Source organism: Desmospora activa DSM 45169, from assembly GCF_003046315.1.
Lineage (GTDB): Bacteria > Bacillota > Bacilli > Thermoactinomycetales > DSM-45169 > Desmospora > Desmospora activa.
Genome location: NZ_PZZP01000001.1, coordinates 1,647,158 through 1,672,909, shown reverse-complemented (window position 1 = coordinate 1,672,909; position 25,752 = coordinate 1,647,158). Strand labels below are relative to the sequence as shown.

The window sequence follows — 25,752 nt, the reverse complement described above, 5'->3', positions numbered from 1 at the left end:
AGGAGTGGTTTTTTGAAAACAAACGGTTTTTACTGTGTAGTAAAAATACTCCTTCACAGTTGTTTTTCCGAAAATTCCACAGGCTGATGCTCGTACGGTCGATCATCATCAAATGCCGGTTGTGTATCCACAAAAAACTGTTCTTGCTCTTCGGATGAAACCATTCCCAATTGGATTCCGGTCGCTTTGGCGAGAAAGGGGTCAATGGTACAGAGATCGGACTTTGCAATATCCGCGATTGCCGTTTTTCCCAAGGAGATCGCTACTTGCTCCATTTCTTGCATACAGGCGTTTAAATAACGGGTCAGATTGAGAGCGGCTTGCTCCACATCCAATTGGTCCGTCATTTTGCCGCTGTAGACCACAAGGCTGGTTGGCGGTTCAAATGGTACCGTTTTAACCATCTGTTCACTGGCCAGCGCCATGACGGCGGCTGTTCCGATGTAGACGGCATCAGCGCCTAAGGCGAGGGCTTTTAGCATTTTACCCGGTGTAACCAGCCCACCAGTGGCCAGCAATTGGATATCGCCCATTACCCTTTTACGCATAAAAAAATCAGATGTTCGTGCCACAGCAAAAAGTGTAGGTAAGCCAACATCATCTTGCAGGGTAGGGGAGCCGCCGTGTGTCCCACCTTCGGCACCATCCACCGTTACAAAATCGACCCCTGCCTCTACGGCAATTGCCAGTTCTTTTTCCAGATGATGAGTGGCTGCGATTTTTAAACCAACGGGTACACCCGATTCATCCCGCAGTCGTCTGACCAACTGGATAAAATCTTCCTTGGTATTCACCCCCGGTAGACGTGAATGTATGAGGGCATCTTCGCCATGCTGCAAACCAAACACTTCCCGATAATCCTCACCGATATTTTTGGCGGTGGTCCGTTGGGGCGAGGAGCCCTGCGCACCTTGGCCCAATTGGATTTCAATCGCATCTAAACGCATATATTTATCCGGTGTATTCATCCAGCCGCCGCGATTGTACTGCCCGATAAAAAGGTGGGCCGCTTCCCTCTCTTCTTCTAACAGGCCAGCTTCTCCGGAATTTGTGGCAGTGCCGACAGCGGTTGCTGCTTTGGCTAACGCGATTTTTGTGCTTTTACTCAAGGCGCCGCCAAACGACATCGCGGCGATCATGACAGGAATGGAGAGAGTGAGGGGCTTTCGCGCGCGCTGTCCGATGGTGACCGATGTCTGAATGCCGACGTTTTCCGGAGTGGGAAAACGAAAGAGATGACATGGATTGAAAAGGATTTTCTCCCAGGGCGATAAATGGATCGGGCTTCCCAAGGGACGAGAAACGGAGGTTCCTTGGTTGGCTCTCATCGCGATTTCCATCAAGTTGGTGGTACCTACTTTGGTTGTCGCTGGGACCAATTCAAACAGATTTTCGGTATACTGGTCCCGGATCATCCGCGTGACGGCTTTGTCCACGGTTGCGTCTACCGCTGAACGGATAATATTTTCAATGAACCGGATCATGTTGTGTCCGCTCCCCCGGTTCACCGTGATCCAGTGCTTTCTTCATTCCCTCGATCTTTTGCGCCATTGCCAGGCACATCTGTTTGATCGCTCCCAATTGTCGGGCGGCGTTTTGCTCTTCGACCGCAATATCCATCAACTCACGATGATCAAAATTGGTCAGCTTATTAAAGTGTTCACGTTCTACAGTGGAAAGGGTGCCAGCCATCGTTTCAATACGATTCAACTCCGAGTGAAGATAGGAAAGCGTATTTTTTAAGTCGTTGCGATTGGACATCTCTTTTTCACCCACTTTACTTTTCTCTTACGATCCCTCCTTTTTTGGAAATGTATTCATATTCGTTGTCTATGTGTGGAAGGGGCTTTCAACAAAGAAACTTCGCTTTCAATAACCCTTCCATCATTCAGGTAATCAACAGATCTAACATATAGTAAGTCCGATAATTTTTTGTTGGAATTTCTACAAAAAAGGAAGGAATTTCCCTCTGGTGAAATGGAAGGGTATAAGGACCAATTTTTCCGGAGGGGACCATGTACGCAAAAACCTTTAGCAGCTCAGTTTTGGGAATTGATGGATTTGTGGTGGAGGTGGAAGTAGACATTAGCAATGGGTTACCGGTATTTGAATTGGTAGGGCTTCCGGATTCAGCCGTGCGTGAAGCGCGGGATCGAGTACGAGCAGCGGTAAAAAATAGCGGCCACCAATTTCCGTTACAACGCATTACTACCAATCTGGCTCCTGCTGATTTAAAGAAAGAGGGGTCCGCTTTTGATTTGGCGATTGCTCTGGGTGTGCTGGCTGCCAGCGGACAGTTGGAAGGAGAGAAGTTAGAGGGAAAGTTGTTTTTGGGGGAGTTGGCTCTGGATGGGTCATTGCGCTCCCTGGCCGGTGTGTTGCCAATGGTGATGGCGGGAAAGGAGCAGGGTTTTACGGAGGTAATCCTCCCCGCCGCCAACGCAGCGGAGGCCCGCTTGGTCGAAGGAATGGATGTGATTCCCGTCAGCAATCTGGCGGATGCGGTCAAACGGATACGTGGGGAAGAGATGATTATGGTGGTGGAAGAAGCAGCCGCTACAATGGAAGAAAAAGCGGAGCCGCTGGAAGATTTCTGTGATGTTCAGGGGCAAACCCATGTTAAGCGGGCGATGGAAGTAGCCGCTGCCGGGATGCATAATCTACTCCTGATCGGCCCACCAGGGTCCGGAAAAACGATGTTGGCTCGCCGTCTGCCGTCGATACTGCCGCCGATGACGCTACAGGAATCATTGGAAGTCACAAAAGTGGCCAGTATCGCCGGATACCTCACCCAACGTGGCCGTTTAATCACCCGCCGTCCTTTTCGCTCGCCGCACCACACCATCTCATCGGCGGGGTTGGTGGGGGGTGGCGCCATACCAAAACCGGGGGAAGTGAGCCTATCTCACCGCGGCATTCTCTTTCTTGATGAAATGCCGGAGTTTTCCAAGGGAGCCTTGGAGGTGTTGCGTCAGCCGTTAGAGGATCGGGAAGTGACCCTTAGCCGTGCTCGCGCCGTCATCACCTTTCCGGCGGTATTTATGTTGGTGGGGAGTATGAATCCGTGTCCGTGCGGTTATTTCGGCTATGAGGAAGATCGCGCCTGTACCTGTACACCCCATCAAATTCAACGCTATCGCTCCAAACTTTCCGGTCCCTTGCTGGATCGGATCGATATCCATGTAGAGGTACCACGGGTGGATTACGGCACCCTAACCGATACTGCTGTAGGCGAATCTTCGGAGACGGTACGAGAGCGTGTGGAAAAAGCCCACGCCATCCAATCGGAACGATTTACCGCCTCCGATATTCGTACCAACGCCTTTATGCCCCCGGCGGCGATCCGTCGACACTGTGAGCTTACCCGCGAATCCCAGCAACTTCTTAAACAATCCTTTGACACTTTGGGCCTGTCCGCCCGCGCCCACAACCGCATCCTGAAGCTGGCCCGCACCATCGCCGACCTTGCCGGAGAGGAACAAATCCAGACAGCCCATGTGGCCGAGGCGATCCAGTATCGAACGTTGGATCGAAAGTGGTGGGAGTGAGGGGGTTTAAACCGTAACAACAGGGATGGTGGTTTAGCGATTCTGGTCTGGTCAGCATCGCCAAGAATCCTATATTCTTGATTGACTTTTCGTGCCGTTTCTATTTTTGAGGTGGTGTTAAAATGAAAAAATATTTGACAGCACTTTGTCTTTTATTCATGGTTGTTGTTCAACTGATTGGATTACAAACCAATTGGGGGCTTGCTAGCTGGTTCATTTCATTTGTTTTGCTCCTTTTAGCTGCAACCTTTACGAAATATCTGGATAACAAAAAACATTAAAGACCGATGTGGGTGAAGTAAAAAAGTCCATTATAGGGATTATCGTAAATATCAAGAGTCACAGATGCTTAGTAGTCTGTGACTCTTTTGCTTCAAAAAAGGTTAAGGACAGGAGGAAGTTATATGGGTATGAAATATGTATTCCAAATGAATAATAGATCGGAATATTAATTCCAGAAAAACGGTGAAATAGACCGAAATCGTATGGTAATCCCCGTATATGAACGTAAGCCACCCCAAACCGGAATTTGTGTTTACTTTTCCCACGAGTATAATGTGAAATAAATATTCCGATACGGATTAAAATCGGAATGTAAATTTCATAAAAGGGGATTCAAAGCATGAAGGTTAAGGCGGATCTTCATCATCGTTTCATAGAAAAAACGGCAGCTTCACGCCAATGGTTTGAACGGGCGCAAAAGGTGATTCCAGGAGGGGTGACAGCCAACATCAAATATTTTGACCCATACCCGCTCGTGATGGCTTCTGGGTCTGGGGCGAGGTTGATTGATACAGATGGAAATCGTTATATCGACTATAACCTCTGTTATGGGGCATTGATGTTGGGGCATGGACATCCCGTAATACAAAAAGCGGTGAACGAACAGTGGGATCAAATGGGTACCACCGTGACGGGAACCCCTCATTATCTGGAAGTGGAGATGGCAGAGAAACTGGTATCACTCTATCCGGGAATGGATCAGGTCCGATTTACCAACTCAGGCCTGGAAGCAACAATGTTTGCTCTCCGTTTGGCGACGGCTTGGAGGGGGAGAAACACCATCGCCAAATGTTCGGGACATTATCATGGCGGGTACGACCAGGTTCTTGTGAGCGTCCAGCAAGGAGAAGTGGACGAAAACGGATTTCCGGCAGTGACAGCGGATTCCAAGGGGCTTTCCGCTTATTGGCGGGAGAATACGGTTGTTCTGCCCTTTAATGACTGGGAGCGAACGGAAGCCCTCCTTATCCGCAATCATGAGCGGCTGGGAGCGGTGATTCTGGAACCGGTTCAGAGTGGTTTCCTGCCGCCGGAGAGGGACTATCTGCTCCGGCTGCGGGAGTTTACGACCCTGTACGGCATCCCTCTTATCTTCGACGAAGTGAAGACGGGCTTCCGTCTGGGACTGTCAGGCGCCCAAGGACGGTACGGAGTAATTCCCGATTTGACCGCTTTGGGTAAGGTGCTGGGAGGGGGATTTCCCGTTGGTGCCGTAGGTGGAAGACAGGAAATCATGGAGATCTGCTCTCCCACAGAGAAAGGTGACATTTTGACGCTGGGAAGATCAGGGCATGGTGAAGACGTGCTATTCCACAGCGGAACGTATAATGGCCATCCCTCCGTCATGGCGGCTGGCATGGCTACGATCCGTGTGTTGGAAGAGCCCGGTGTATACGAACGGGTAGAGCAGGAGGCATTTTTTCTGCGACAGGGTATGGAAGAAATTTTGGACCGCCATGGAGTTCCGGGGTATACCATGGGGGATGGAACGATTTTCAACCTGGTGATGCCAACGGATAAGGGGTATCGGTCTACGAACCTCCTCCAAGGGGATAAGACGTTGCGCCAAAGGCTGGATTTCGCTTTACTGGAAGAGGGAATCTATCTTAAACCGATGAGTCGGTTCTCCTTATCCACGGCTCATACACATGAGGTGGTGAAGGAAACCCTCACCCTGTTTGAAGAGGGGGTGAAGAAAATCAAGTAAAGGCGGTTGATAGGGATGGAAGAACGGGATCGCGTATGGGATCGAATCCGGAATAAGAGTGGGGAGATGAGTCGGGCTCACAAAAAAATCGCTTCCTGTCTGGAGAAACACTCCGAAAGTGCCCCATTCCTGACTGCGGCGAAGCTGGCGGAAGAAGCTGGTGTCGGGGAAGCGACAGTGGTACGCTTTGCCGTCTCTCTCGGTTTTTCCGGATATACGGAAATGCAGAAAAGCTTGCAGCGGGAGTTTCGGGAACGGTTGACTACCGTGGAGAGGCTGAAGATATCTGAAGAGGTCTATCCGGAGGAGTCCCGGATTGCCTACGAAATCCTCAAGGATGACCTCTCCAACTTGAGGCAAACGATGAACGGACTGGATGGTGCCGCTTTTAAGGAGGCCGTCGATCGAATCAACGGTGCAAGCCGGATTCGGGTTGTCGCCTTTCGCAGTTCCCATGCTCTCGGATACTTTTTCACTTTCTATCTACACTTGATCCATTCGGATACGGAATTGATCGAAAGCTCGGATACGATGCTGGAGAAACTTTCTCCCTTAGGAGAGAAAGATCTCGTCGTCGGGATTGGTTTTCCCCGGGTTACCTCCCGTACGGTACAGGCCCTCCAATTTGTCCGCTCCCGCAATGTTCCGATTCTCGCGATTACCGATTCTCACACCTCTCCCTTGGTTGGAGCGGGTGATACAGTGTTGACCGCTTCCAGCCGGCTTCCTTCAATTGTAGATTCCTTTACGGCCCCCCTCAGTCTGATCAATGCCCTCGTTACCGCCGTCGGCCGGGAACACCACTCCATTACCGCCCGCCGCTTGCAGGAGATGGAGGAGTTGTGGAAAAAGGAAGGCATCTATTTCACGGGGGATTAGGGTTAAATAATCGTTTTGCCCAGATGATAAAAAGAAAATGGAAAGCTCTACACCCTTCGCTGTAGACTCGGGCCGGGGTGAGTCTTTCCACATTAGAGGTTTTCTCTCGATCCCTCATAAATATTCTATTATTCAGATTTTATTGCAAAACTGTATTGACAGCGCTTTCAATTGTACCTACAATCAAAGTCAAGGAGATATTTGTACGTACAATTAGACGGGGAGTGGTCCAATGAAGCATGGTAAGTGGATTGGGTCCGTTCTCACTGCTGTCTTTTTCATGATCGGGAGTACATCGATTGCTGTCGCTGAGGAAATTCCAACACCCGATTACCCGTCCTTTGAAGAGGAGGTTACGATTACTTGGTGGACTTGGACTGCCAATACAGACAAGGTGATTAAGGAATTTAACAACGTTTACCCCAATATCGAGGTGAAACCCTTTCTGATCGGAGCAGGGAAGCCCCAATACAACAAGTTAACGACAGCAATCATGGCCGGAACGGGGGCTCCAGACGTGGTACAAATTGAGTATCAGTACCTGCCGAAATTCATTGATTCAGGTGGCCTTCTCGATATATCGGAGTATGTCGACCGATACGAACCGTTTTTTCAACCGTGGACATGGGAGCAAACTAGACGTGGAGAACACGTTTACGCTATTCCTGAAGACATCGGGCCGCTAGTTTTACTCTTTCGGCCGGATGTATTTGAGAAATACGGCCTTTCACAACCAGAAACATGGGATGAATTTGCAGAAAATGCAAAAGAGTTACACCAAAAGAACCCCGATCAATCCATGGCTTATTTTCCCGTCAATAACGGCGGGTGGATTACGGGGATGTTGTGGCAGGCGGGTGTTCAACCTTTTCAACGCACTTCTGACGGGTGGAAGATCAATTTGAACAGTCCCGAAGCAAAAAAGGTGATTAATTTTTGGGGGGATTTGATCGATAAGGGGTATGTCGATGCGACCAATGACTATACCCCATCATGGGAGAGCAACATCGGCAAAGGCAAGTACGCCAGTGCCATTGGTGCCGCCTGGTCTCCCACCTATATGATTGAACCCTATGTAAAACCGGAGACGAAAAATTGGAAAGCGGTAGATATCCCGCAGTGGGAAAAAGATGGATCTTTTCAGACGGGAAACTGGGGAGGCTCCTCCAATGCGGTGACAAAGCAGTCGGCTCACCCCGAGGCGGCCGCACTGTTTGCCGCTTGGATCAATAGCAGCCGTAAAGGTTTAGAGATGGATATTAAAGGGATCAAAGAGGGAGGACGCGGACAGGTACCGGCGAACAAATACGGCGTTCAATTGCCGGAGTTTTCCGAACCCAACCCGGCACTCAGCAATCAGGTATCTGGACCTGTGTTCGAGAAAGCCGCCAACAGTGTCAATACATCCTTTCAGTGGAGTCCATGGACGGACTTTGTCTACAACCAGATGACGATTGAATTTACCAAAGCAGCGACAGGAGAACAATCCTGGGATGAGGCATTGGACAATCTGCAGCGCAGTGTGACGGTGTTTGCCAAATCGATGGGGTATAAGGTAGTCGAGGACGAAGAAGCGGGTACTTCCGGTGAATCGGTTGGGGGGGCGATTAACTCCCCAGCAATACCTGTTTTACTGGTGTTAGCTGGCTTGGGCGTACTTACTTGGAGAGTTCGCCGTTCAAGTGTGTAGCTTAAGTGTGTTCTGTAGGATCGACAACGCTGACATTTGAAAAATCATGGGGGAGAACTTCTATAAAAGTGAGGGATGGTTGATGAACCCGATCCAACGGCGAGCTCCATATCTCTTTTTACTCCCTTTTCTGCTGTTGTTTGCGTTGTTTTTTGTCTTTCCCTTTTTATATTCCTTGTATTTAAGCTTTTTTGTGAACCAAGGGGGTTCCAATCGTTTTGTAGGATTGGAAAACTATCTAACCGCCTGGCAGGACTATGATTTTTGGTACTCGATCTATCGGGTGGCCTATTATGGCGTGGTTCAGGTGTCTGTCATGCTCTTTTTGGCGCTAGCGCTGGCGCTTTTACTGGACAGTCCGTTTATCAAAGGGAAAACTCTTTTTCGTCTGATCTATTTTTTGCCCTATGCGGTTCCCGGTGTCATAGCGGCGATTATGTGGGGGTTTTTATATTCTCCGGAATTGAATCCGCTCCTTCATGTATTCGGTATATTGACCGGAGGAAAGCCTTTGGATCTTTTATCGTCGGACCTGGTTTTGTACGGAATCGCTAATATGGCTGTATGGGCATGGACCGGCTATAACATGACGATCTACTTTGCCAGTCTAACTTCAATTCCACTGGAGTTATACGAAGCGGCCAAGTTGGATGGGTGCAGCGAGTGGAAGATGGCACTTTACATCAAGATTCCCTTATTGAAGCCGGTCATCATTATGACTGCCGTTCTCTCCATCATCGGTTCCCTGCAACTCTTTAATGAGCCCTTCATTCTATCCAATCTCACCAGCATTCCTTCATCTTTCACGCCGAATATGGACATTTACAATATGGCCTTTGCCTATGGGAATTTCACGTATTCTGCCACTCTCTCCATTATCTTGGTACTGATTACGTTTATGGCTTCGATGTTGTTTATGATCGCCACCGCCGACGGAACAATCGGAGGGCGGAAACAAGTTCAGTCGGGTAAGAAAACAAAGCGGTTTGCTTCCGCTCGAATCGATGAAAAAAGGGAGGGAGTAGATACATGAAAGGGAGTTCATTCATGGTAACGAGTCTCCAACGGAAACATCATCGCAACGCTGCCGTTCAATCCGCTTCAAAAACGACGGTATCGATGGTGTTGTTGCTGGTGATGGCTTTCTATTTCCTACTTCCCCTGTATTGGCTCCTTGTATCGATGACCAAGTCGACGGAACAGTTGTTCAGTACACCGATGCTGACCTTTCCGGATCAGCTACATTTCTTCTCCAACCTAAAGTGGTTGCACACTCATCAAGGAGGCGTTTTTTGGCAGTGGGTGGTCAATTCCGTAATCTATGCCGGAGGGGCGGCGTTGCTGGGTACCCTGATCAGCGCCATGGCAGGTTATGCAATCGCGATGTACACCTTCCGCGGGAAACGGCCTCTCTTCCTCGCCGTTTTGGGATCGTTGATGGTGCCGGCAGCCGCCATGACCATTCCTATCTTTTTGCTGGTAAAGGCTTTAGGTTTGATCGATACTTACGCCGGTGTGATTTTACCGATGTTGGTTCAACCCTTCGGTGTCTATTTCATGCTGGTATATATCAAAGAAACGATGCCCAGGGAGTTGATCGACTCCGGTAGGGTGGATGGTTGCAGCGATTTCGGCATCTTTTTCCGAATCGCGTTAGCGATCATCCGTCCGGGGCTGGCCACATTGTTTCTGATCATTTTCATCAGCACATGGAACAACTTTTTTCTCCCCTTGGTTTTGCTCAGCAAGATGGAGCTTTTTCCTTTGACTGTTGGCCTACAGATCTGGATGGCCAACTTGAATACCGCAGGAGCCGGAGAACCTCTGTATCCGTTGATTCTGATCGGGGCATTTCTGTCGATTCTGCCGATGCTGATTCTGTTTCCCTTGCTGCGAAAATACATCGTTTCCGGCATCGCCATGGGAAGTATCAAATCCTAATCCATAGGGAGGAACTTCAATCATGAAATCCTTTCAAACGTCCGATTTTCGACTGGGTGTCTGTTACTATCCAGAGCACTGGCCGGAAAAGCTTTGGTCCGATGATTACCGTCGGATGAGGGAAATGGGCTTCTCTGTTGTTCGGATGGCTGAGTTTGCCTGGTCTATTTTTGAACCTCGGGAAGGGGAGTTTCAGTATGATTTGTTTGATCGGGCGATCGATCTCGCTCATGAACATGGGCTTCAGGTCATCCTTGGAACGCCGACGGCCACGCCTCCGGCATGGCTGACCCATCGTTATCCAGAAGTATTGAATGTATCACAGGAGGGAATTCAGTATCAACACGGTCAGCGACGCCATTACAACTACAATGCCCCAGTATACCGGGAGCTTTCCGCCCGTATCGTGAGAAAGATGGTGGCACATTACCGGGATCACCCGGCGGTGATCGGTTGGCAGATTGACAACGAGCTCAATTGCGAGATAGATGTCTTTTATTCGGAAGCGGATCACCAGGCGTTCCGGCAATGGTTGAAGGGTCAATATGGTAGTTTGGACCGGTTGAATGAGGCGTGGGGAACCGTGTTTTGGAATCAGACCTATACAGAGTGGGAGCAGGTCCATCTGATCCGGCCGACGGTGAGCGATTCTCCCAATCCGCACCAGGCACTGGATGAAAAACGGTTCTTCTCCGATAGCGCCATTTCTTTCGCCAAACTGCAGGCGGACATCATCCGAGAGACGGCGCCAAATCACTTTGTCACAACAAACGGCATCTTTGGACACTTGGACAGCCATCGGATGACCGATGAATTGTTGGATTTTATCTCTTTTGATTCATACCCCAACTTTAGTACCCTCTTTCCCGACGAAGGGGAAGAACCGCTCTTGGATCGCAAATGGAGTTGGAATCTGAGCATTGTTCGCAGCATTTCACCCCATTTTTGTATCATGGAACAGCAGTCCGGTCCAGGCGGCTGGGTGAATCGGATTGAGCAGCCATCTCCGAAACCGGGGCAGATGCGGTTGTGGACCTATCAGTCGATCGCCCATGGCGCCGATATGGTCCTTTACTTCCGCTGGCGGACGGCGCCGATGGGGACGGAGATCTATTGGCACGGGATCAATGATGTCCATAACCGCCCCAACCGCCGGTTGAAGGAGGCATCCCAGGTGGGGGAGGAATTGCAAAAAGTCGGTCGCTCTCTGGTCGGGAAGAACGTGAAGGCCGAGGTGGCGATTGTGAAGGATTACGATAACGAGTGGGACGGTGAACTGGATAACTGGCACGGCCCCTATGAGAAAACAAGCGTCCAATCCTGGTTTAAGGCCTTTCAGTATAACCATATTCCTGTTGACGCCCTCTTCTTAAAGAAGGGGATCACACTGGAAGAGTTGCGCAAATACAAGCTCCTCGTCTATCCCCATCCGACCATTCTCTCAGATGAAACGGCGCATCTATTGACGGAATACGTGCGTAGCGGCGGGCAGCTGATATTGGGGTGCCGCTCCGGGTACAAGAATTCATCCGGTATTTGCGAGGTGCGTCCATTCCCCGGCCCAATCGCGGAGTTGTGCGGTGTGACGGTGGAGGATTTTACACGAATCGGCCCTTATGAACAGCCACCTCGCGTAGAATGGTGGCATGGGGAGAATGTCACAACGATGGCGGAGGGTTTTAACGACATCCTGTATATCGACTCCCCCAGTGCTGAAATTTTGGCCACTTACCAAGACGGCTATTATCAGGGGAAACCGGCCCTGGTGAGAAACGAGTTTGGAAGCGGTACTTCCTATTATTACGGAGCCGTTTTTAACGAGGAAACGGCTGACTGCTTCATCAATCTTCTCGGCCTAAAATCTCCTACCGCGGATTGGTTAATTCTGCCGAAAGAAGTAGAATTGAGTATTCGCCGCGATGATTCGACTGGAGAAACGATCATTTTTCTCTTAAATTACGCGGCTGATTCAAGGACCATACACTTAAATCGCAAGTCAAAAGATCTGCTGACAGACCAGGTTCACTTCGGTTCCACCACGATCGCTCCCTATGGCACTCTCCTGCTTGATGGTTCAACAAAACAATCCCTCACTTGATCAATGAGGGGTTGTTATTCACATAAATTGCAGAAAAAGAATACATAGAAGCGAAATTTTAAATGAATGCTTGATGGGACGGAGATACGGGTGATCACTTTTTATACGATTCAAACTATCGAGCTTGGCCCTAGCCGTGTTGACTTTTCAATACATATACACCGGTTTTCCTATATCCAATTCATCCATTAATCGTATTGCGTGACCTTCCATCTTCTTCTATCATGGATGTATCTTCCATATGGAAAGGAGATTCCAATGATACAGAGAGTCGGGCTCATCTTTTTCCTTTCTCTCATTCTCCTCACAGGATGCTCCGGCGACAAGGAAGTAACTTCCGAGGAAGGGGAAGCCGTCGAAAAGCAAACGAACGCAGAAGACAGCGCAGCGAGAGAAGTAAATGATGAAAAGGATGAAAATAAAAAAGGGAACAACGGGGGCTATGTCCCACCGGATCCCTATGTCCCCCCAGACCCTTATATTCCTCCTGATCCATATAAACCACCGCCGTCCTATGTGCCGCCGGATCCATACGAACCTCCGAAGTACGCTCCCCCCGATTTTGACTATCAGCCGCCCAGCTATATCCCCCCGGATGTGAGCATAAGCTCTGGTAAAAAAGATGTGGTGATCACCATCCCTGAAAACGTCCTCTTTGATACGGATTCCTACAAGTTAAGGAAAGACGCCTATTATGCCCTGGGGCAGATCGCTCAGTCGATCAAGAAGTCGAAGAACGCCACCTTTCGAATTGATGGGCACACTGATAGTCGCGGGTCGGCTTCCTACAATAAACAGTTGTCGGAAAAACGGGCACAAGCAGTAAAACAAGCCCTGACGGATAAACTGGAGGTATCGGAATCCTTGTTGGAAATCCAAGGGTTTGGTGAATCGAAGCCTGTCGCCTCCAACGACACCACCGAAGGCCGCCAAAAGAATCGTCGGGTGGAAATCACTGTCATACCCGATTGAACAGAGAATGAGACTGCCTACTAAGGCAGTCTCATTTGATTAAGCGCTAAAACGAGGCATCGTTTTATTATCGGCAACATTAGGATAAGACCTCACGTTGGGTGAGGTTCAACTCTCTTTTTTGTTTGAAATAACAAAACAACGGAGGGAGAGACTCCGCCCGTTGTTTTTCCATATGGATATTAACCGATTAACGGCTTTTCCTCGGGATAACGGAAATTTTTTGTTTCTACCCGTTGGGCAATGGCAAACGCCAGGGTCATGGGGCCTAATCTTCCGGCGAACATCGTAATGGTGATCAGTATTTTACCCAACGGGGTGAGCTCAGAGGTAAGGCCTAAAGAGAGACCGACGGTGCCGGCAGCAGAGACCGTTTCAAATAAGGAAGTCATCAGATCGGTATGATCAGTCAAGGTAAGTAAAATGGTTACCACGATAATCAGAGAAAGAGCGATCACTAACACTGTCAACGCCCGGTACACTTGTTCATGGGGGATTCTGCGCTGAAACGCCACAACATCCGCCTTTCCGCGGATCATGGCCCATACCGCCAACAAGACAAGGATAAAAGTGGTTGTCTTAATACCGCCGCCGGTGGAGCTGGGTGATGCTCCCACAAACATCAACATAATGATGATAAATTGTGTGGCAGGGTACATATCAGCGATATCCATCGTACTAAAGCCCGCTGTTCGCGGAGTGACGCCTTGGAAAAACGAAGCAAAGAACTTGGTGGCGAGCGGCATGGAGGCCAATGTTTCAGGGTTTCTCCATTCAATGATCAGGATGATGACGGTACCGATCAAAATTAAACCGCCGGTGACCGACAAAACCAGCTTGGTATGAAGGCTGAGTCGCCTAGTGGAAGGGTATTGCAGGATTTCCGCGATCACCACAAACCCAATACCTCCCAAGATAAATAGCGCCGTGATCGTCAGGTTGATGAGAGGATCGCCTACATATCCGATCAGGCTGTCGCCAAACAGATCAAATCCGGCGTTGTTAAAGGCGGAGATGGTATGAAATAAGGCGAGATAAAGCCCTTCACTCCATCCCCATTCCGGAATCCAACGAATCGCCAACAGGGTGAAGCCGATTCCTTCAATGATCAAGGTGAGGGTTAGAACAAGTAATGCCAGTTTCACCAACCCTTGCAGCTTCGTTTGGTGAAAGGTTTGTTGCAGAATCAGCCGTTCTTTGATGCCGATTTTTTTGCCCAACAACAGGGCGAACACAATACCGAAGGTCATAAATCCAAGGCCGCCAACTTGAATTAAAAGCATGATGACACATTCGCCAAAAGTGCTAAAGGTAGAGCCGGTATCAACCACAACCAAGCCTGTCACACAGACGGCAGAAGTCGCTGTAAACAGCGCATCGAGAATGGGAAGTGGCTCCCCGCTCTCCGTTGCAATCGGTAATGACAAAAGTATAGTTCCAATCAAGATCATCATGCCAAAACCCAATACAAGGGCTTGAGCAGGGGTAAATTGGTACTTGGCCATGAATCCAACTCCTTCTCTTGTTTCCACAATCGCTAAATCTTGAGTCTTATATTACAACTTTCGAATGAGTGGACGCAACGAAAAGGAGTGTTGATTCAGTTTATAAATGCACCGCAAACAAATAAACAGCACCCGTTATCAGGTGCTGAGTTGTTACAAAGTAGTTTCTCTTTCAGCGATGAAGGGCTAACCGTTCGATGAGAGAAATCGCTTTCATATTGCGGCGAGCGTTCATTCACATTCTTCCTTTATCCGGTATATTTTTCGCGGTCTTCCCCGGGCGGGTGGTGCTTCTTCCCCGATTACTTCTGCAAGGCTGTGCTGTTCTAGTTCATGCAAAATGCGGCGAGCGTTTCGTTGAGTCATCTTTAGCCACGCGGCCACATCGGATGATGTGATGGAGTGGTGATGACTGCTGTTTTGTACAGACAACAGTTTGCTATACGTTTTAATGGTGATTTTTGCTTCTTTCAATTTTTCTCGGATTGCTTTGCTCTCCGTCCGGTAACCGAAAGAGAGCCGGTTTGGGCTTTCGAGTGGACCTTCGATTTGATTGTTGTCATCCACCATAAACGTGCTGCAAGGACCGTAATTCTGCGCATGCAGAAGGGCGAGCTGTGCGTTTTGCTCTGCAGATAAGGCGGTGTTGCCGTAGCCCACCCCGACATTTGTAGATAAGTCGGTAACGACAGCCAGCCTCTCCGGCAATAACGCAGGAGAAGTTTCACCGCTCTCCAGGCTGCCCCTGGTAGAAAAGAGGAGGAATTTTTCGCTCCCTAAAGCGATAAATGAACCAGAGATGGATTCGGTATATTCGAGAACGGTTTCCTGCAATCGTAGATGGAGTCGATGGATATCGTAAGAGAGGGTATTTTGAGAGATCAACTGATCCATCCCACCGATCTGGATCAATAAGACTGCGATCTGTGATTTTTTGAAATGAAGCGTTTCTCCCTGTTGTAGAGCCATGCTCAACATTCGCCGAATACTGCCTCTAGTTTTGGTGATGCGATACACAGGAACACCCCGGCGCTTTAACTCTTCATATACCGAATGTAGGCAGGTGACACATGCATCCACCTGCCTGTTGATAAACAGCGAATGATGAAAATCAATCAATTCCGCTGCCGGTTTATAGCCGCTATAGGGGAGAAGGTGAAGCTGCTCGCTCGACAACCCCAGCTCAGTATACGCCTCCATGACTTCCAGCCGGGAGAGGGTATCAAAACTGAGGCGGAGCAGATTTTTTTGATCACGGTATCCGATTTCCAACAGGGATTTCATCAAACCGGCCCCTTCCATCGGAGGAAAGAGGAATTGTTGCTTTAAGCCGCTTTCTTGTGCGATTGCAAAGGGGGCTTGGCCGGAGAAGACCCAAATATCAATTTGGTGTTCATATTGTTGGATGATGGCGTTGGTTTCCTCTACGTTTTGATAGATAAAGGGTAAAACCGTTAAATCATCGGCAAATTCACGACCGACTTCACAGATGAGATCCACAGAATCTTGTGGACCGACGATTCCTACTCGTGTTTTCATGGGTTCCCCCTTTGTGCTTAACTCTCATCCGCATGGAGTGCACACACCGCGAGCGTCTTGGCGGCAAGTGGCAACACCTGTTCATCGATATCAAATTTTTCGTTGTGATGTTCCGCTGCCAAGGTGGTGCCAAAAACGAGATAAGAGGCGAGCCCCCCACGTTGCTTCACCCGCTCCATCATATAGGTGGCGTCTTCTGAACCTCCGGCTTGACGGGTTTCCGTGATTGTTTCTATTCCGTTTACCCGTTCTGCTTGGGTGCGAATAAAGGATAGCAACTGCGGACTGGGATCGCTGCTCTGGGCGGCACCCATCATTTTGATCTCTTCCTTGACGTTGTGCATGGCCGCCGCCGTTTGGATGACTTGTAGTGCCCGCTCATACATAAAATGATTGATTTCGCTCGTCTCTCCCCGTGTCTCCACCTTCAACAACGCTGACGCAGGGATGATGTTACGCCCGCTTCCCGCCTGTAGAACACCGACATTGATCCGGGAAGCACCACCGCTGTGCTGAGGAAGGCTATGCAGATTGAGTGTAGCGGTAGCGGCAGCCAACAACGCGTTTTGTCCGTGTTCCGGACGGCCACCGGCATGGGAGGCGCGACCGGTATAGGTGATATCCAATTTGGTGGTAGCGAGATACCCACGGGCTCCGCAAATCACCTCTCCCAAAGGAACACCGGTCCCGACATGGGCTGCAAAAAAGCGATCCACATCGTCAAGCACACCCGCTTCTACCATCGATTTGGCTCCACGCACTCCTTCTTCGGCGGGTTGAAAGATCAGCTTGATACGACCCTTGATACGATCTTTCATCTGCGACAATATCTGGGCGATTCCCAGACCGATGGTGGTGTGGGCATCATGACCGCAGGCGTGCATCATATTAGGGTTGACGGAGGAAAAATGTTGCTGTACGGGAAGGTGATCTGCTTCTGTCGATTCCTGTATATCTAAGGCATCCATATCAAATCGCAGCGCGACAACAGGACCGGGACGCCCGCCGTCAAGAATACCGACAACGCCGGTAAATCCGCCGGAAAAATGAGGAAGCCACTCCGCAATCGCCCCTTGCTTTAATGCTCGTCGCTCCTCTTGCTCCAAAAAAGATGGAGATGGAACGCCCATACGCGCCTCTTCCTTGATTACTTCTCGACCGGCCTGTACTTCAAACCCCCAATCAGTCAATAAGGCAGCTACCTTGGAAGCGGTACGAAACTCTACCCAACCGCTTTCTGCATAGCGATGAAAGTCTCGGCGCCATTCGACCATAGTGGGAGTTAGTTCATTTACTCTTTTGCTGATCTCGTCAATCATCGGTTTCGTCTCCTTTTTATGGCTTTCATTTAGGGGCTATTTGTAATTGACATAATAATTCGTTATCCCTATACTAGCATAAACGGATTACTTAAGGAACTATTCCTAAAAACAATTGACAAGAACTTGATTGGAGGGGAGGAGTTTCCATGGAAGATGTGTTTCACTATATTGAGCAAAATCAAGCTCAATATATCCGCTGGTTGCAGGAGATTTGCCGACAGCCCAGTGTAGCCGCCCAAAATCGGGGAATGGATGAGACGGCGAAAATGGTGCTCGATGCGATTCATACCATTGGTGGACAAGCGGAGTTGATTGAAACTTCCGGATATCCAGTGATATTAGGGACTTTCGGCAAAGAAGGCTTAAAAACATTATCCTTTTATAACCATTATGATGTTCAGCCGGAAGATCCGGTTGAGCTGTGGGATTATCCTCCTTTTGGCGCGGAGATCCATGACGGTAAAATGGTTGCGCGGGGAGTCGCGGATAACAAAGGCAACTTGATGGCACGCCTGGCGGCGATTCATGCCTATCAACAGGTGAGAGGGGAACTGCCGTTATCGATCAAGTTTATTGTTGAAGGGGAAGAGGAGATTGGGAGTGTCCATCTGGAAGAGTTTATCGAGAAACACGGGGATCGGCTTCATGCCGATGGCTGCTTGTGGGAGTTTGGATATAAAAACGCGAACAACCGTCCTCAAATCTCCCTCGGCGTGAAGGGGATGTGTTATGTCGAACTGGTTTGCCGTGGGGCAAATACGGATCTGCATTCATCGACGGCAGCCATTATTGAAAATCCCGCATGGCGCTTAGTGTGGGCGTTGTCAACATTAAAAACTCCAGATGAAAAAGTTTGCATCCCCGGCTTTTATGACAATGTGTTACCGCCGGATCATCTGGAAAAGCAGATCTTGGATCAGATGGAATACGAGGAAAAGGAAACATTGCAACATCTGGAACTTGAGTCCTTTTTGTCCGAATTATCTGGTTTCGATTTAAAAGAAAAACTGATTTTTCAACCCACTTGTACGATTTGCGGATTTGAATCCGGCTATACGGGGACGGGAGCCAAAACGGTTTTACCGGCAGAAGCAAGAGTGAAACTGGATTTTCGCCTTGTTCCTGAGCAAGATCCGGAGGAGATTTTAACCCATTTGCGCACCCATCTGGATCAGCATGGTTTTGAGGATATTGATATCATTCCGTATAGCCTTGAACATCCAGCTAAAACCAGTCCAAGCGATCCCTTGGTGGATACCGTACGGACAACGGCCCGCCAGGTCTATCAGACGGATCCAGTTGTGATGCCGATGTCACCGGGAACAGGACCGATGTACTCATTGTGTCAAAAACGAGGAATTCCGGCGGTATCGGTGGGCGTGGGTCATTTTGCTTCCAACAATCATGCTCCCAATGAAAATATTTTCGTAGAGGACTATGTACAAGGCATTAAACATATTGCGGCTATTATCGAAGATTTTGCTCAGCGAGAGGCGAAAGGGGCGAATGGATGATGCCATCGATTGAAGCCGGTTCACCATTTTTGCAGAAAGCCTGTCAACTGCAAGGTGAATTGACGGCATGGCGTCGCGATTTTCATCGACACCCTGAACTGGGGTTTGAAGAAGAGCGAACGGCGGCAATAGTTGCGGATCATTTGGAGAGTTTGGGGTTGGAGGTGAAAAGAGGCGTTGGCAAAACCGGTGTTGTCGGCTTGCTGCGGGGGAAAGAGCCGGGACCTTGCATTGGGATTCGTGCCGATATGGATGCACTGCCGATTCAAGATCAAAAGGAAATCGCCTATCGTTCCACCATTCCAGGCAAAGCTCATGTTTGCGGCCATGATGCCCATACCAGCATCCTGATGGGAACGGCACAGTTTCTCTCGCAACAGGCTAAGATTGCGAGAGGAAGTGTAAAATTTATCTTTCAACCGGCGGAAGAAGGTTTAGGAGGAGCCGAAGTGATGATCCAAGACGGAGTTTTACAGGATCCGCCGGTGGACGCCATTATTGGATTACATGTGAACACCACAATCCCGACGGGCCGCATCACTTTGGTGAAAGGGGTTGGTTGTGCCGCTGCGGATGAAATTTTGATCCGAATTATTGGAAAAGGGGGACATGCTGCCCAACCCCATCAAGCGGTGGATTCTGTCAGTGTGACGGCAGAAGTCCTTTCCGCACTGCAACATATCGTCAGCAGACAGATGGATCCCTTGGAATCGGCGGTAATCACCATCGGCAAAATCCAGGGGGGAGCGGCGGGCAATATTATTGCACCGGATGTGAACATGATCGGTACCGTTCGAACGCTCAATCCGTTGGTGCGGGAGCAAATGCCGGAACGGATTGAACAGGTGATCAAAGGGGTGACGACAGCCCTTGGCGCTGACTATGAATTTACCTATAACAAGGGCTACCCTTCAATCGTCAATGATGGTGTGATGGTGGACCGGATGAAGCACACAGCGACACGCGTGCTGGGTTCCGACCGCTATGAGATGGTGAAGCCAACGATGGGGGGAGAGGATTTTTCCTATTTTACACAACAAGTACCAGGAGTCTTTTTCCGTTTGGGCGTGCGAAATGAAGCTAAGCAGTGTACCTATCCAGGACATCATCCCATGTTTAACTTGGATGAAGCAGCGTTGCCTATCGGTGTGGCGCTTTTCTCTCAGTTTGTGCACGATTATTTAAATCAAGAGGAGGACCTGTCATGAAACGATTTGGCATGATGGTCGTTACAATGGTGCTTGCCGCTGCATTAACTTTGACAGGATGTAACAGCGGGGGTAGTGGTGCTGTGGGAAATGAAAAGGTGTTAACGATTGCCCGAGGCGCCGATATGGTTAGCTTTGATGTCCATAATCACAACAACACATCGACGGAAGCGATTCACGTCAATATGTTTAATTATCTGATCAAACTGGACGAAAATCAGGAACCGCAGCCGGATTTGGCTGAATCCTGGGAGCAAAAGAATGATACGACATGGGAATTCAAGTTAAAAGAGAATGTAAAGTTTCATAATGGAGATCCGTTTACGGCGGAGGATGTAAAATTTTCGCTGGAACGTGTAGCCAAGGATCAATCGTTGTTGGAGCATACCAGTTATAAGCAGATCAAAGAGGTAAAGGTGATCGATGATCACACGGTTGAGATTATTACGCACAACCCGGATCCGGTTCTGCTCAATCGCTTGTCGCGCCTGGGTTCCAGTATGCTTCCCTCCAAATATATCGAAGAAGAGGGGTGGGACCAATTTTTAAAACAACCGGTTGGAACCGGCCCCTATCAGTTTGAAGAATGGATTCGCGATGATCGGGTCGTATTGAAAAAATACGATGATTATTTCGGAGAAAAACCAAAATGGAATCAAGTGGTGTTTCGCGCGATTCCAGAGGAAGCCACTCGGGTGGGAGAATTGATGACCGGTGGCGTTGACATTGTTGAAAATACTCCTCCAAGTGATATTGAGCGTATCAACGGCAATGAGGGAACCCATGTCCAGGAAGCGCCGACCCAACGGGTGATGATGCTGGTGGTACGGATGAGTGAAGGGAATGTAACCGCAGATCCCAAAGTGCGGGAAGCGATTGAGCTGGCGATCGACAATCAAGCGATCACCGATAATATTTTGCAGGGGGCGGGAACCCCGACGCGAACACGGGTAACACCGGGGACTTTTGGGGCTAACCCAAAATTGTATGATAAATATGAATATGATCCCAAAAAAGCGAAACAGCTGTTAAAAGAAGCTGGTTTCGAAAAAGGATTGAAGCTGACCTTGAGTGCCACCAACGGCCGCTATCTCAAAGATAAGGAGATCGCGGAAATGATTGCGGCTATGCTGTCTGAGGTGGGAATTCAGGTGAAGCTGGATATGTTGGAGTGGAGCAAATACAACGAGAAATACCAAGGGAAAAAGTTTGACGAGCTCTATATGATCGGCTATGGAAATTCCATGTTTGATGGTGGATATGCTTTTGAACGGTTGTCTCCTGAGGTGGCTAAAGGGGAAACGGATTATAACAATGCAGAAGTGGAGAAGTTGCTGGAACAAGCGATGGAGAACATGGATGAAAAAGAACGGGAACAGCAGTATCAAAAGGTGCAAGAGTTGGTGGCCGCGGATCGTCCCCATATCTATCTGCATCAGGTGAAAGGAATTTATGGGGTGAATGACCGGATTAACTTTAACCCTCGCTTGGATGAGTTAATTATCGCGGATGATATTGAACTGAAGTAAACAACAGAAGTGACAGTGGCTTTGTCTTCATGTGGGTACTTAATGTTTGATGGAACGAGGTTGGTGGGGCGATTCCTCCAGGCAAGGACATAGCCACATCAACCGGGGTACCCATGCGGTTTTATAGGATTCAAGTGATTGAGAGAATCATTTTTTGGAGGTGAGACGGTGAAATATTTTTTTAAAAGTTTGTTGCAAGTGATTCCGGTCCTCTTTATCATCTCCCTAATTGTGTTTATTTTGGTGAATGTAACGGGGAATCCGGTTGATTTGATGTTACCGGAAACGGCAACCGAAGAAGATCGAGCCAACCTGATTCAGGCTCTCGGTTTAGATCAACCCTTACATGTTCAGTATTTTCGCTTTTTGAAAAACGCGGTTCAGGGGGATTTTGGTGAGTCTTTCCGTTACAATCAACCCGCATTGCCGATTGTGCTGGAACGCCTTCCGGCCACGATCGAGCTGGCCGTCACCTCCATGATCGTCGCGACGTTGTTATCGATTCCGTTGGGGATTTTGTCGGCGGTTAAGCGAAATACGTTTTTGGATGTTTTGATCACCGGGGGAGCTGTTTTGGGGAAGGCAATGCCCAACTTTTGGCTGGGTATTATGCTGATTTTGATTTTATCAGTCACGCTAAAAATATTCCCGGTTTCCGGACATGGTACGTTTCTCCATCTGGTGTTGCCTGCGATCACATTGGGTACGGGCATCGCCGCTGAGATGACCCGCTTGATCCGGTCCAGTATGTTGGAGATCCTGGGACAGGATTATATCCGTACCGCTCGCAGTAAAGGGTTGATGGAAATCATTGTGGTCAATAAGCATGCTTTGCGAAATGCACTGATTCCAGTGGTGACGATTATGGCCTTACAAACGTCTACCCTAATCGGGGGCACATTGATTACGGAAACGGTCTTCTCTTGGCCGGGGATGGGCCAATTATTGATTCAGGCGGTCAATACTCGCGATATGGCATTGGTGCAGGCGGCGGTATTTGTGATTGCGCTGTTTGTCATTCTTGGCAATCTGTTGGCCGATTTAACCTATCGCTATCTGGATCCGCGCATTAAATACAATTGAACGGGGGTGATACGCTTGTCAGTGTCCGTAGAACAGGCGGAGAAAGGGACTACGATCGAGGATACCAGTCAACCGATTCAAACCGGGAGACGTTGGATACGTGTATTGTTAAAAAGTAAAACGGGCACGATCGGCTTGCTGATCATCCTGAGTGTGGTATTGGTCGCCATTTTTGCCGATGTGATTGCGCCACATAACCCAGTGGCGACCAAAGCTGCTGATCGATTGATGCCGCCGATGTGGATTGAGGGTGGGACAGGCGACCATCCCCTCGGTACGGATAACCTGGGGCGGGATGTGTTGAGCCGCATCATTTATGGTTCACAGATATCGTTGCTGGTGGGGATATGTTCGGTGGTGGTGGCTGGTGCCATCGGCTTAGTGCTGGGGTTGTTGTCCGGCTACTTCGGGGGCTGGATTGATCGGGTCATCATGCGAACGGTCGACTCCTTTCTCGCCATTCCCAATATCTTATTGATGTTGATGGTGCTGGCGGTGATGGGACCTGGTTTATTAACGCTGATCCTGGTGTTGGGCGTAACCAACTGGGTGAATTACGCCCGGGTGATCCGCGGTGAGGTTCTCAGCATTAAAGAACGGGATTTTGTGCGAGCGGCAAAGTCGATCGGTTCCAGTCATACGCGGATCATGGGGATTCACATTCTACCCAACATCCTCTCTTCTTTTATCGTTATCTCTACCTTAAGTGTTGCCACAACCATCATTATGGAAGCGTCTCTCAGTTTTCTCGGATTGGGAATTCAACCGCCAACGGTTTCCTGGGGAGGCATGTTGAGTGACGGTAGGCAGTATCTAGCCACAAGTTGGTGGGTAGCAACCTTTCCAGGCATCGCCATCACAATCACGGTTCTAGGCATTATCTTTCTCGGTGATTGGTTGCGTGATATGCTGGACCCTCGTATGAAGGTGAATGGCAGGTGAGAAAATGTGACCACTCCTTTACTTGAAGTAAAAGATTTACAGGTGCGATTTCAGACGGATGCAGGAATGATCCCATCGGTCCGAGATTGTTCTTTTACGGTAAACCCCGGAGAAATTGTGGCGATTGTAGGAGAGTCCGGTTGTGGAAAAAGCGTTACTTCGCTTTCGATCATGGGACTGCTTCCTGATTATGGGCAAGTGGCCGCAGGAGAAATCTTCTTTGATGATCGCGACTTATTGAAGCTAAGTAAAAAAGAGCGGCGAAAGCTACGCGGAAATGAAATCGCAATGATTTTTCAGGAACCGATGACATCTCTCAACCCCGTTTTTACGATTGGCAATCAAATCGGGGAAGTGATCCGTCTTCATCAAGGATTGGACCAGACGCGGACCAGGGAGAAAAGCATCGAGATGCTGAACCGGGTGGGCATTCCTCATCCGGAACGAGTGATTCGTCAATTTCCTCATCAGTTGTCGGGAGGAATGCGACAACGGGTAATGATTGCCATGGCTTTATCATGTAATCCCAAACTTTTGATCGCCGATGAGCCCACAACCGCCCTAGACGTTACGATTCAGGCGCAGATCTTAGAAATGATGAAAAAGCTAAATCAGGAACAAGAGACGGGTGTCATCTTGATTACCCATGATCTTGGGGTGGTGGCGGAATTGGCCGATCGGGTGGTTGTGATGTACGCTGGCAAAGTGGTGGAACAATCCCCGGTTTTTGAGCTGTTTGCCAACCCCAAACATCCGTATACCCGCGGATTGCTCCAATCGATCCCCAAAATGGACGAGCGGCGGGAGGAGTTGGATTCGATTGTCGGTCTGGTTCCCAATCCGTTGCAGATGCCGAGCGGCTGTGCGTTTCATCCCCGTTGTCCATTAGCCAGCGACCGCTGTCGCGGTGAATCACCAGCATTGACGACACTTAGCGAAAATCATACTGTCCGCTGTTTTCACGCGTAAGGGGGGATCTTGTATGGACGAAGCGGCAACATCACAAGCACTCCTTGAGGTGAAGGGGTTAAAAAAGCACTTTCCGTTTAAACAGGGCATCTTTTCCCGCAACGCTGGGGTCGTTCGGGCAGTGGACGGGGTGGATTTTACGATTCAGCCAGGGGAGACTTTTGGTATTGTGGGGGAATCCGGTTGTGGAAAGTCAACGACCGGGCAGCTCATTCTAAAGCTGATGGAACCGACAGCAGGGGAAATACGGTTTCAAGGCCAGAACTTGACGAATGTGACTGGAAAGCAGATTCGACAGGTGCGACGCGATATGCAGATGGTGTTCCAGGATCCCTATGCCTCTCTCAACCCGAGGCTGACGGTCCGGAATATTGTGGCGGAGTCGTTAAAGGTGCATGGATTAGCCAAATCCGATTTGGATGATCAGGTGGAAGAGTTACTAAATGTGGTTGGACTCGGTTCCCATCATTTGTTGCGCTATCCACACGAGTTTAGCGGGGGTCAGCGCCAACGAATCGGGATTGCGAGGGCTCTCGCCTTAAAGCCGAAACTGATCATCTGCGATGAACCGGTATCCGCCCTTGATGTTTCCATCCAAGCTCAGATTCTCAATCTGTTGAAAAAGCTGCAAAAGGATTTTCAGTTAACCTATATTTTTATCGCCCATGGATTACCGGCGGTAAAACATGTAAGTGACCGCATCGGGGTGATGTATCTGGGGAAGATGGTGGAACTGGCGAGTCAGGAAGCCCTTTTTCAACATCCGCACCACCCTTATACGGAAGCATTGCTATCGGCGATTCCGGTACCGGATCCGACCAAGAGGAAGGAACGTATCGTTTTACAGGGTGAGTTGCCAAATCCCGCTGATCCGCCTAATGGATGCCATTTTCATACCCGTTGCCCCTATGCGAAAGCGATATGTCGCGAGGAAGAACCCGTCTTTAAACAGATAGAGAAGGGTCACTATACGGCTTGTCACTTTCCGTTGTGAGAGTTGCCGGGATTTATAAGATTTTTGTC

21 protein-coding genes are annotated in these 25,752 nt (G+C 49.2%); 16 read left to right on the top strand and 5 right to left on the bottom strand.

Annotation, left to right across the window (positions count from 1 at the left end):
• Positions 1-53: 53 nt before the first annotated feature.
• Both C8J48_RS08130 and C8J48_RS08125 read right to left on the bottom strand, forming a co-directional pair.
• A complete protein-coding gene (locus C8J48_RS08130) occupies positions 54-1,484 on the bottom strand; it encodes an FMN-binding glutamate synthase family protein (protein ID WP_107725796.1) in 1,431 nt (476 codons plus the stop codon).
• The gene (locus C8J48_RS08125; protein ID WP_107727652.1) at positions 1,468-1,761 is read right to left on the bottom strand and encodes a hypothetical protein; all 294 of its coding nucleotides are present in this window, start codon (positions 1,759-1,761) and stop codon (positions 1,468-1,470) included. The genes C8J48_RS08130 and C8J48_RS08125 overlap by 17 nt, the downstream gene beginning before the upstream one ends.
• Before the next feature lie 254 nt (positions 1,762-2,015).
• Between C8J48_RS08125 and C8J48_RS08120 the strand changes: the two genes are divergently transcribed.
• The 9 genes from C8J48_RS08120 (at position 2,016) to C8J48_RS08085 (ending at position 13,118) form a co-directional block, all read left to right on the top strand.
• Positions 2,016-3,548: a YifB family Mg chelatase-like AAA ATPase gene (locus C8J48_RS08120; protein ID WP_107725795.1), complete on the top strand. Its 1,533-nt coding sequence runs from the start codon at positions 2,016-2,018 to the stop codon at positions 3,546-3,548.
• 122 nt (positions 3,549-3,670) lie between these two features.
• Entirely contained in the window at positions 3,671-3,829 is a 159-nt protein-coding gene (locus C8J48_RS18720) for a hypothetical protein (protein ID WP_170105295.1), read from the top strand.
• A 341-nt stretch (positions 3,830-4,170) separates the two neighbouring features.
• Positions 4,171-5,538 (top strand): aspartate aminotransferase family protein, encoded by a 1,368-nt coding sequence (locus C8J48_RS08115; RefSeq protein WP_107725794.1) that lies wholly within the window; start codon positions 4,171-4,173, stop codon positions 5,536-5,538.
• Positions 5,539-5,553: 15 nt separating this feature from the next.
• A complete protein-coding gene (locus C8J48_RS08110) occupies positions 5,554-6,417 on the top strand; it encodes a MurR/RpiR family transcriptional regulator (RefSeq protein ID WP_107725793.1) in 864 nt (287 codons plus the stop codon).
• A gap of 232 nt (positions 6,418-6,649) precedes the next feature.
• Positions 6,650-8,107 carry an ABC transporter substrate-binding protein gene (locus tag C8J48_RS08105; protein ID WP_107725792.1) on the top strand — a complete coding sequence of 486 codons (1,458 nt, stop codon included), beginning with the start codon at positions 6,650-6,652 and terminating at the stop codon, positions 8,105-8,107.
• A gap of 82 nt (positions 8,108-8,189) precedes the next feature.
• Positions 8,190-9,140 (top strand): carbohydrate ABC transporter permease, encoded by a 951-nt coding sequence (locus tag C8J48_RS08100; RefSeq protein WP_170105293.1) that lies wholly within the window; start codon positions 8,190-8,192, stop codon positions 9,138-9,140.
• Between the two features lie 14 nt (positions 9,141-9,154).
• Complete coding sequence (locus C8J48_RS08095; protein WP_170105291.1) at positions 9,155-10,048, top strand: carbohydrate ABC transporter permease; 894 nt, start codon at positions 9,155-9,157, stop codon at positions 10,046-10,048.
• Between the two features lie 22 nt (positions 10,049-10,070).
• Positions 10,071-12,146 carry a beta-galactosidase gene (locus tag C8J48_RS08090; protein WP_107725789.1) on the top strand — a complete coding sequence of 692 codons (2,076 nt, stop codon included), beginning with the start codon at positions 10,071-10,073 and terminating at the stop codon, positions 12,144-12,146.
• Between the two features lie 258 nt (positions 12,147-12,404).
• Positions 12,405-13,118 carry an OmpA family protein gene (locus C8J48_RS08085; protein ID WP_170105289.1) on the top strand — a complete coding sequence of 238 codons (714 nt, stop codon included), beginning with the start codon at positions 12,405-12,407 and terminating at the stop codon, positions 13,116-13,118.
• A gap of 182 nt (positions 13,119-13,300) precedes the next feature.
• Here C8J48_RS08085 and C8J48_RS08080 read toward each other — a convergent pair whose 3' ends face one another.
• The 3 genes from C8J48_RS08080 to C8J48_RS08070 all read right to left on the bottom strand — a co-directional run bounded on the left by C8J48_RS08080 (position 13,301) and on the right by C8J48_RS08070 (position 17,481).
• Positions 13,301-14,623, bottom strand: a complete 1,323-nt coding sequence (locus C8J48_RS08080; RefSeq protein ID WP_107725787.1) for a TrkH family potassium uptake protein — start codon at positions 14,621-14,623, stop codon at positions 13,301-13,303.
• 231 nt (positions 14,624-14,854) lie between these two features.
• Positions 14,855-16,162, bottom strand: coding sequence for a hypothetical protein (locus tag C8J48_RS08075; protein WP_107725786.1), 1,308 nt, complete (start codon positions 16,160-16,162; stop codon positions 14,855-14,857).
• Between the two features lie 17 nt (positions 16,163-16,179).
• A complete protein-coding gene (locus C8J48_RS08070) occupies positions 16,180-17,481 on the bottom strand; it encodes an amidohydrolase (protein ID WP_107725785.1) in 1,302 nt (433 codons plus the stop codon).
• Positions 17,482-17,630: 149 nt separating this feature from the next.
• On the opposite strand from C8J48_RS08070, the gene C8J48_RS08065 reads away from it, so the two are divergent.
• From C8J48_RS08065 to C8J48_RS08035, 7 genes are all read left to right on the top strand, one after another.
• Positions 17,631-18,998 carry a M20/M25/M40 family metallo-hydrolase gene (locus C8J48_RS08065; protein ID WP_107725784.1) on the top strand — a complete coding sequence of 456 codons (1,368 nt, stop codon included), beginning with the start codon at positions 17,631-17,633 and terminating at the stop codon, positions 18,996-18,998.
• Complete coding sequence (locus tag C8J48_RS08060; protein ID WP_107725783.1) at positions 18,995-20,206, top strand: M20 metallopeptidase family protein; 1,212 nt, start codon at positions 18,995-18,997, stop codon at positions 20,204-20,206. The genes C8J48_RS08065 and C8J48_RS08060 overlap by 4 nt, the downstream gene beginning before the upstream one ends.
• Positions 20,203-21,735 carry an ABC transporter substrate-binding protein gene (locus C8J48_RS08055; RefSeq protein WP_107725782.1) on the top strand — a complete coding sequence of 511 codons (1,533 nt, stop codon included), beginning with the start codon at positions 20,203-20,205 and terminating at the stop codon, positions 21,733-21,735. Before C8J48_RS08060 ends, C8J48_RS08055 begins: the two co-directional genes overlap by 4 nt.
• 168 nt (positions 21,736-21,903) lie before the next feature.
• Positions 21,904-22,818 carry an ABC transporter permease gene (locus C8J48_RS08050; protein ID WP_211316608.1) on the top strand — a complete coding sequence of 305 codons (915 nt, stop codon included), beginning with the start codon at positions 21,904-21,906 and terminating at the stop codon, positions 22,816-22,818.
• Between the two features lie 54 nt (positions 22,819-22,872).
• Complete coding sequence (locus C8J48_RS08045; RefSeq protein WP_245891194.1) at positions 22,873-23,760, top strand: ABC transporter permease; 888 nt, start codon at positions 22,873-22,875, stop codon at positions 23,758-23,760.
• 6 nt (positions 23,761-23,766) lie between these two features.
• Entirely contained in the window at positions 23,767-24,729 is a 963-nt protein-coding gene (locus C8J48_RS08040; protein ID WP_107725780.1) for an ABC transporter ATP-binding protein, read from the top strand.
• 13 nt (positions 24,730-24,742) lie between these two features.
• The gene (locus C8J48_RS08035; protein WP_107725779.1) at positions 24,743-25,723 is read left to right on the top strand and encodes an ABC transporter ATP-binding protein; all 981 of its coding nucleotides are present in this window, start codon (positions 24,743-24,745) and stop codon (positions 25,721-25,723) included.
• Positions 25,724-25,752: the final 29 nt, after the last annotated feature.

Bases quoted from the DNA above. Each gene is read 5' to 3' on its own strand.
- C8J48_RS08035 (WP_107725779.1), top strand. From the start codon at position 24,743: ATGGACGAAGCGGCAACATCACAAGCACTCCTTGAGGTGAAGGGGTTA.
- C8J48_RS08120 (WP_107725795.1), top strand. From the start codon at position 2,016: ATGTACGCAAAAACCTTTAGCAGCTCAGTTTTGGGAATTGATGGATTT.
- C8J48_RS08055 (WP_107725782.1), top strand. From the start codon at position 20,203: ATGAAACGATTTGGCATGATGGTCGTTACAATGGTGCTTGCCGCTGCA.
- C8J48_RS08115 (WP_107725794.1), top strand. From the start codon at position 4,171: ATGAAGGTTAAGGCGGATCTTCATCATCGTTTCATAGAAAAAACGGCA.
- C8J48_RS08100 (WP_170105293.1), top strand. From the start codon at position 8,190: ATGAACCCGATCCAACGGCGAGCTCCATATCTCTTTTTACTCCCTTTT.
- C8J48_RS08060 (WP_107725783.1), top strand. From the start codon at position 18,995: ATGATGCCATCGATTGAAGCCGGTTCACCATTTTTGCAGAAAGCCTGT.
- C8J48_RS08075 (WP_107725786.1), bottom strand. From the start codon at position 16,162: ATGAAAACACGAGTAGGAATCGTCGGTCCACAAGATTCTGTGGATCTC.
- C8J48_RS08065 (WP_107725784.1), top strand. From the start codon at position 17,631: ATGGAAGATGTGTTTCACTATATTGAGCAAAATCAAGCTCAATATATC.
- C8J48_RS08130 (WP_107725796.1), bottom strand. From the start codon at position 1,484: ATGATCCGGTTCATTGAAAATATTATCCGTTCAGCGGTAGACGCAACC.
- C8J48_RS08110 (WP_107725793.1), top strand. From the start codon at position 5,554: ATGGAAGAACGGGATCGCGTATGGGATCGAATCCGGAATAAGAGTGGG.
- C8J48_RS08125 (WP_107727652.1), bottom strand. From the start codon at position 1,761: ATGTCCAATCGCAACGACTTAAAAAATACGCTTTCCTATCTTCACTCG.
- C8J48_RS08085 (WP_170105289.1), top strand. From the start codon at position 12,405: ATGATACAGAGAGTCGGGCTCATCTTTTTCCTTTCTCTCATTCTCCTC.
- C8J48_RS08070 (WP_107725785.1), bottom strand. From the start codon at position 17,481: ATGATTGACGAGATCAGCAAAAGAGTAAATGAACTAACTCCCACTATG.
- C8J48_RS08090 (WP_107725789.1), top strand. From the start codon at position 10,071: ATGAAATCCTTTCAAACGTCCGATTTTCGACTGGGTGTCTGTTACTAT.
- C8J48_RS08095 (WP_170105291.1), top strand. From the start codon at position 9,155: ATGGTAACGAGTCTCCAACGGAAACATCATCGCAACGCTGCCGTTCAA.
- C8J48_RS08105 (WP_107725792.1), top strand. From the start codon at position 6,650: ATGAAGCATGGTAAGTGGATTGGGTCCGTTCTCACTGCTGTCTTTTTC.
- C8J48_RS18720 (WP_170105295.1), top strand. From the start codon at position 3,671: ATGAAAAAATATTTGACAGCACTTTGTCTTTTATTCATGGTTGTTGTT.
- C8J48_RS08080 (WP_107725787.1), bottom strand. From the start codon at position 14,623: ATGGCCAAGTACCAATTTACCCCTGCTCAAGCCCTTGTATTGGGTTTT.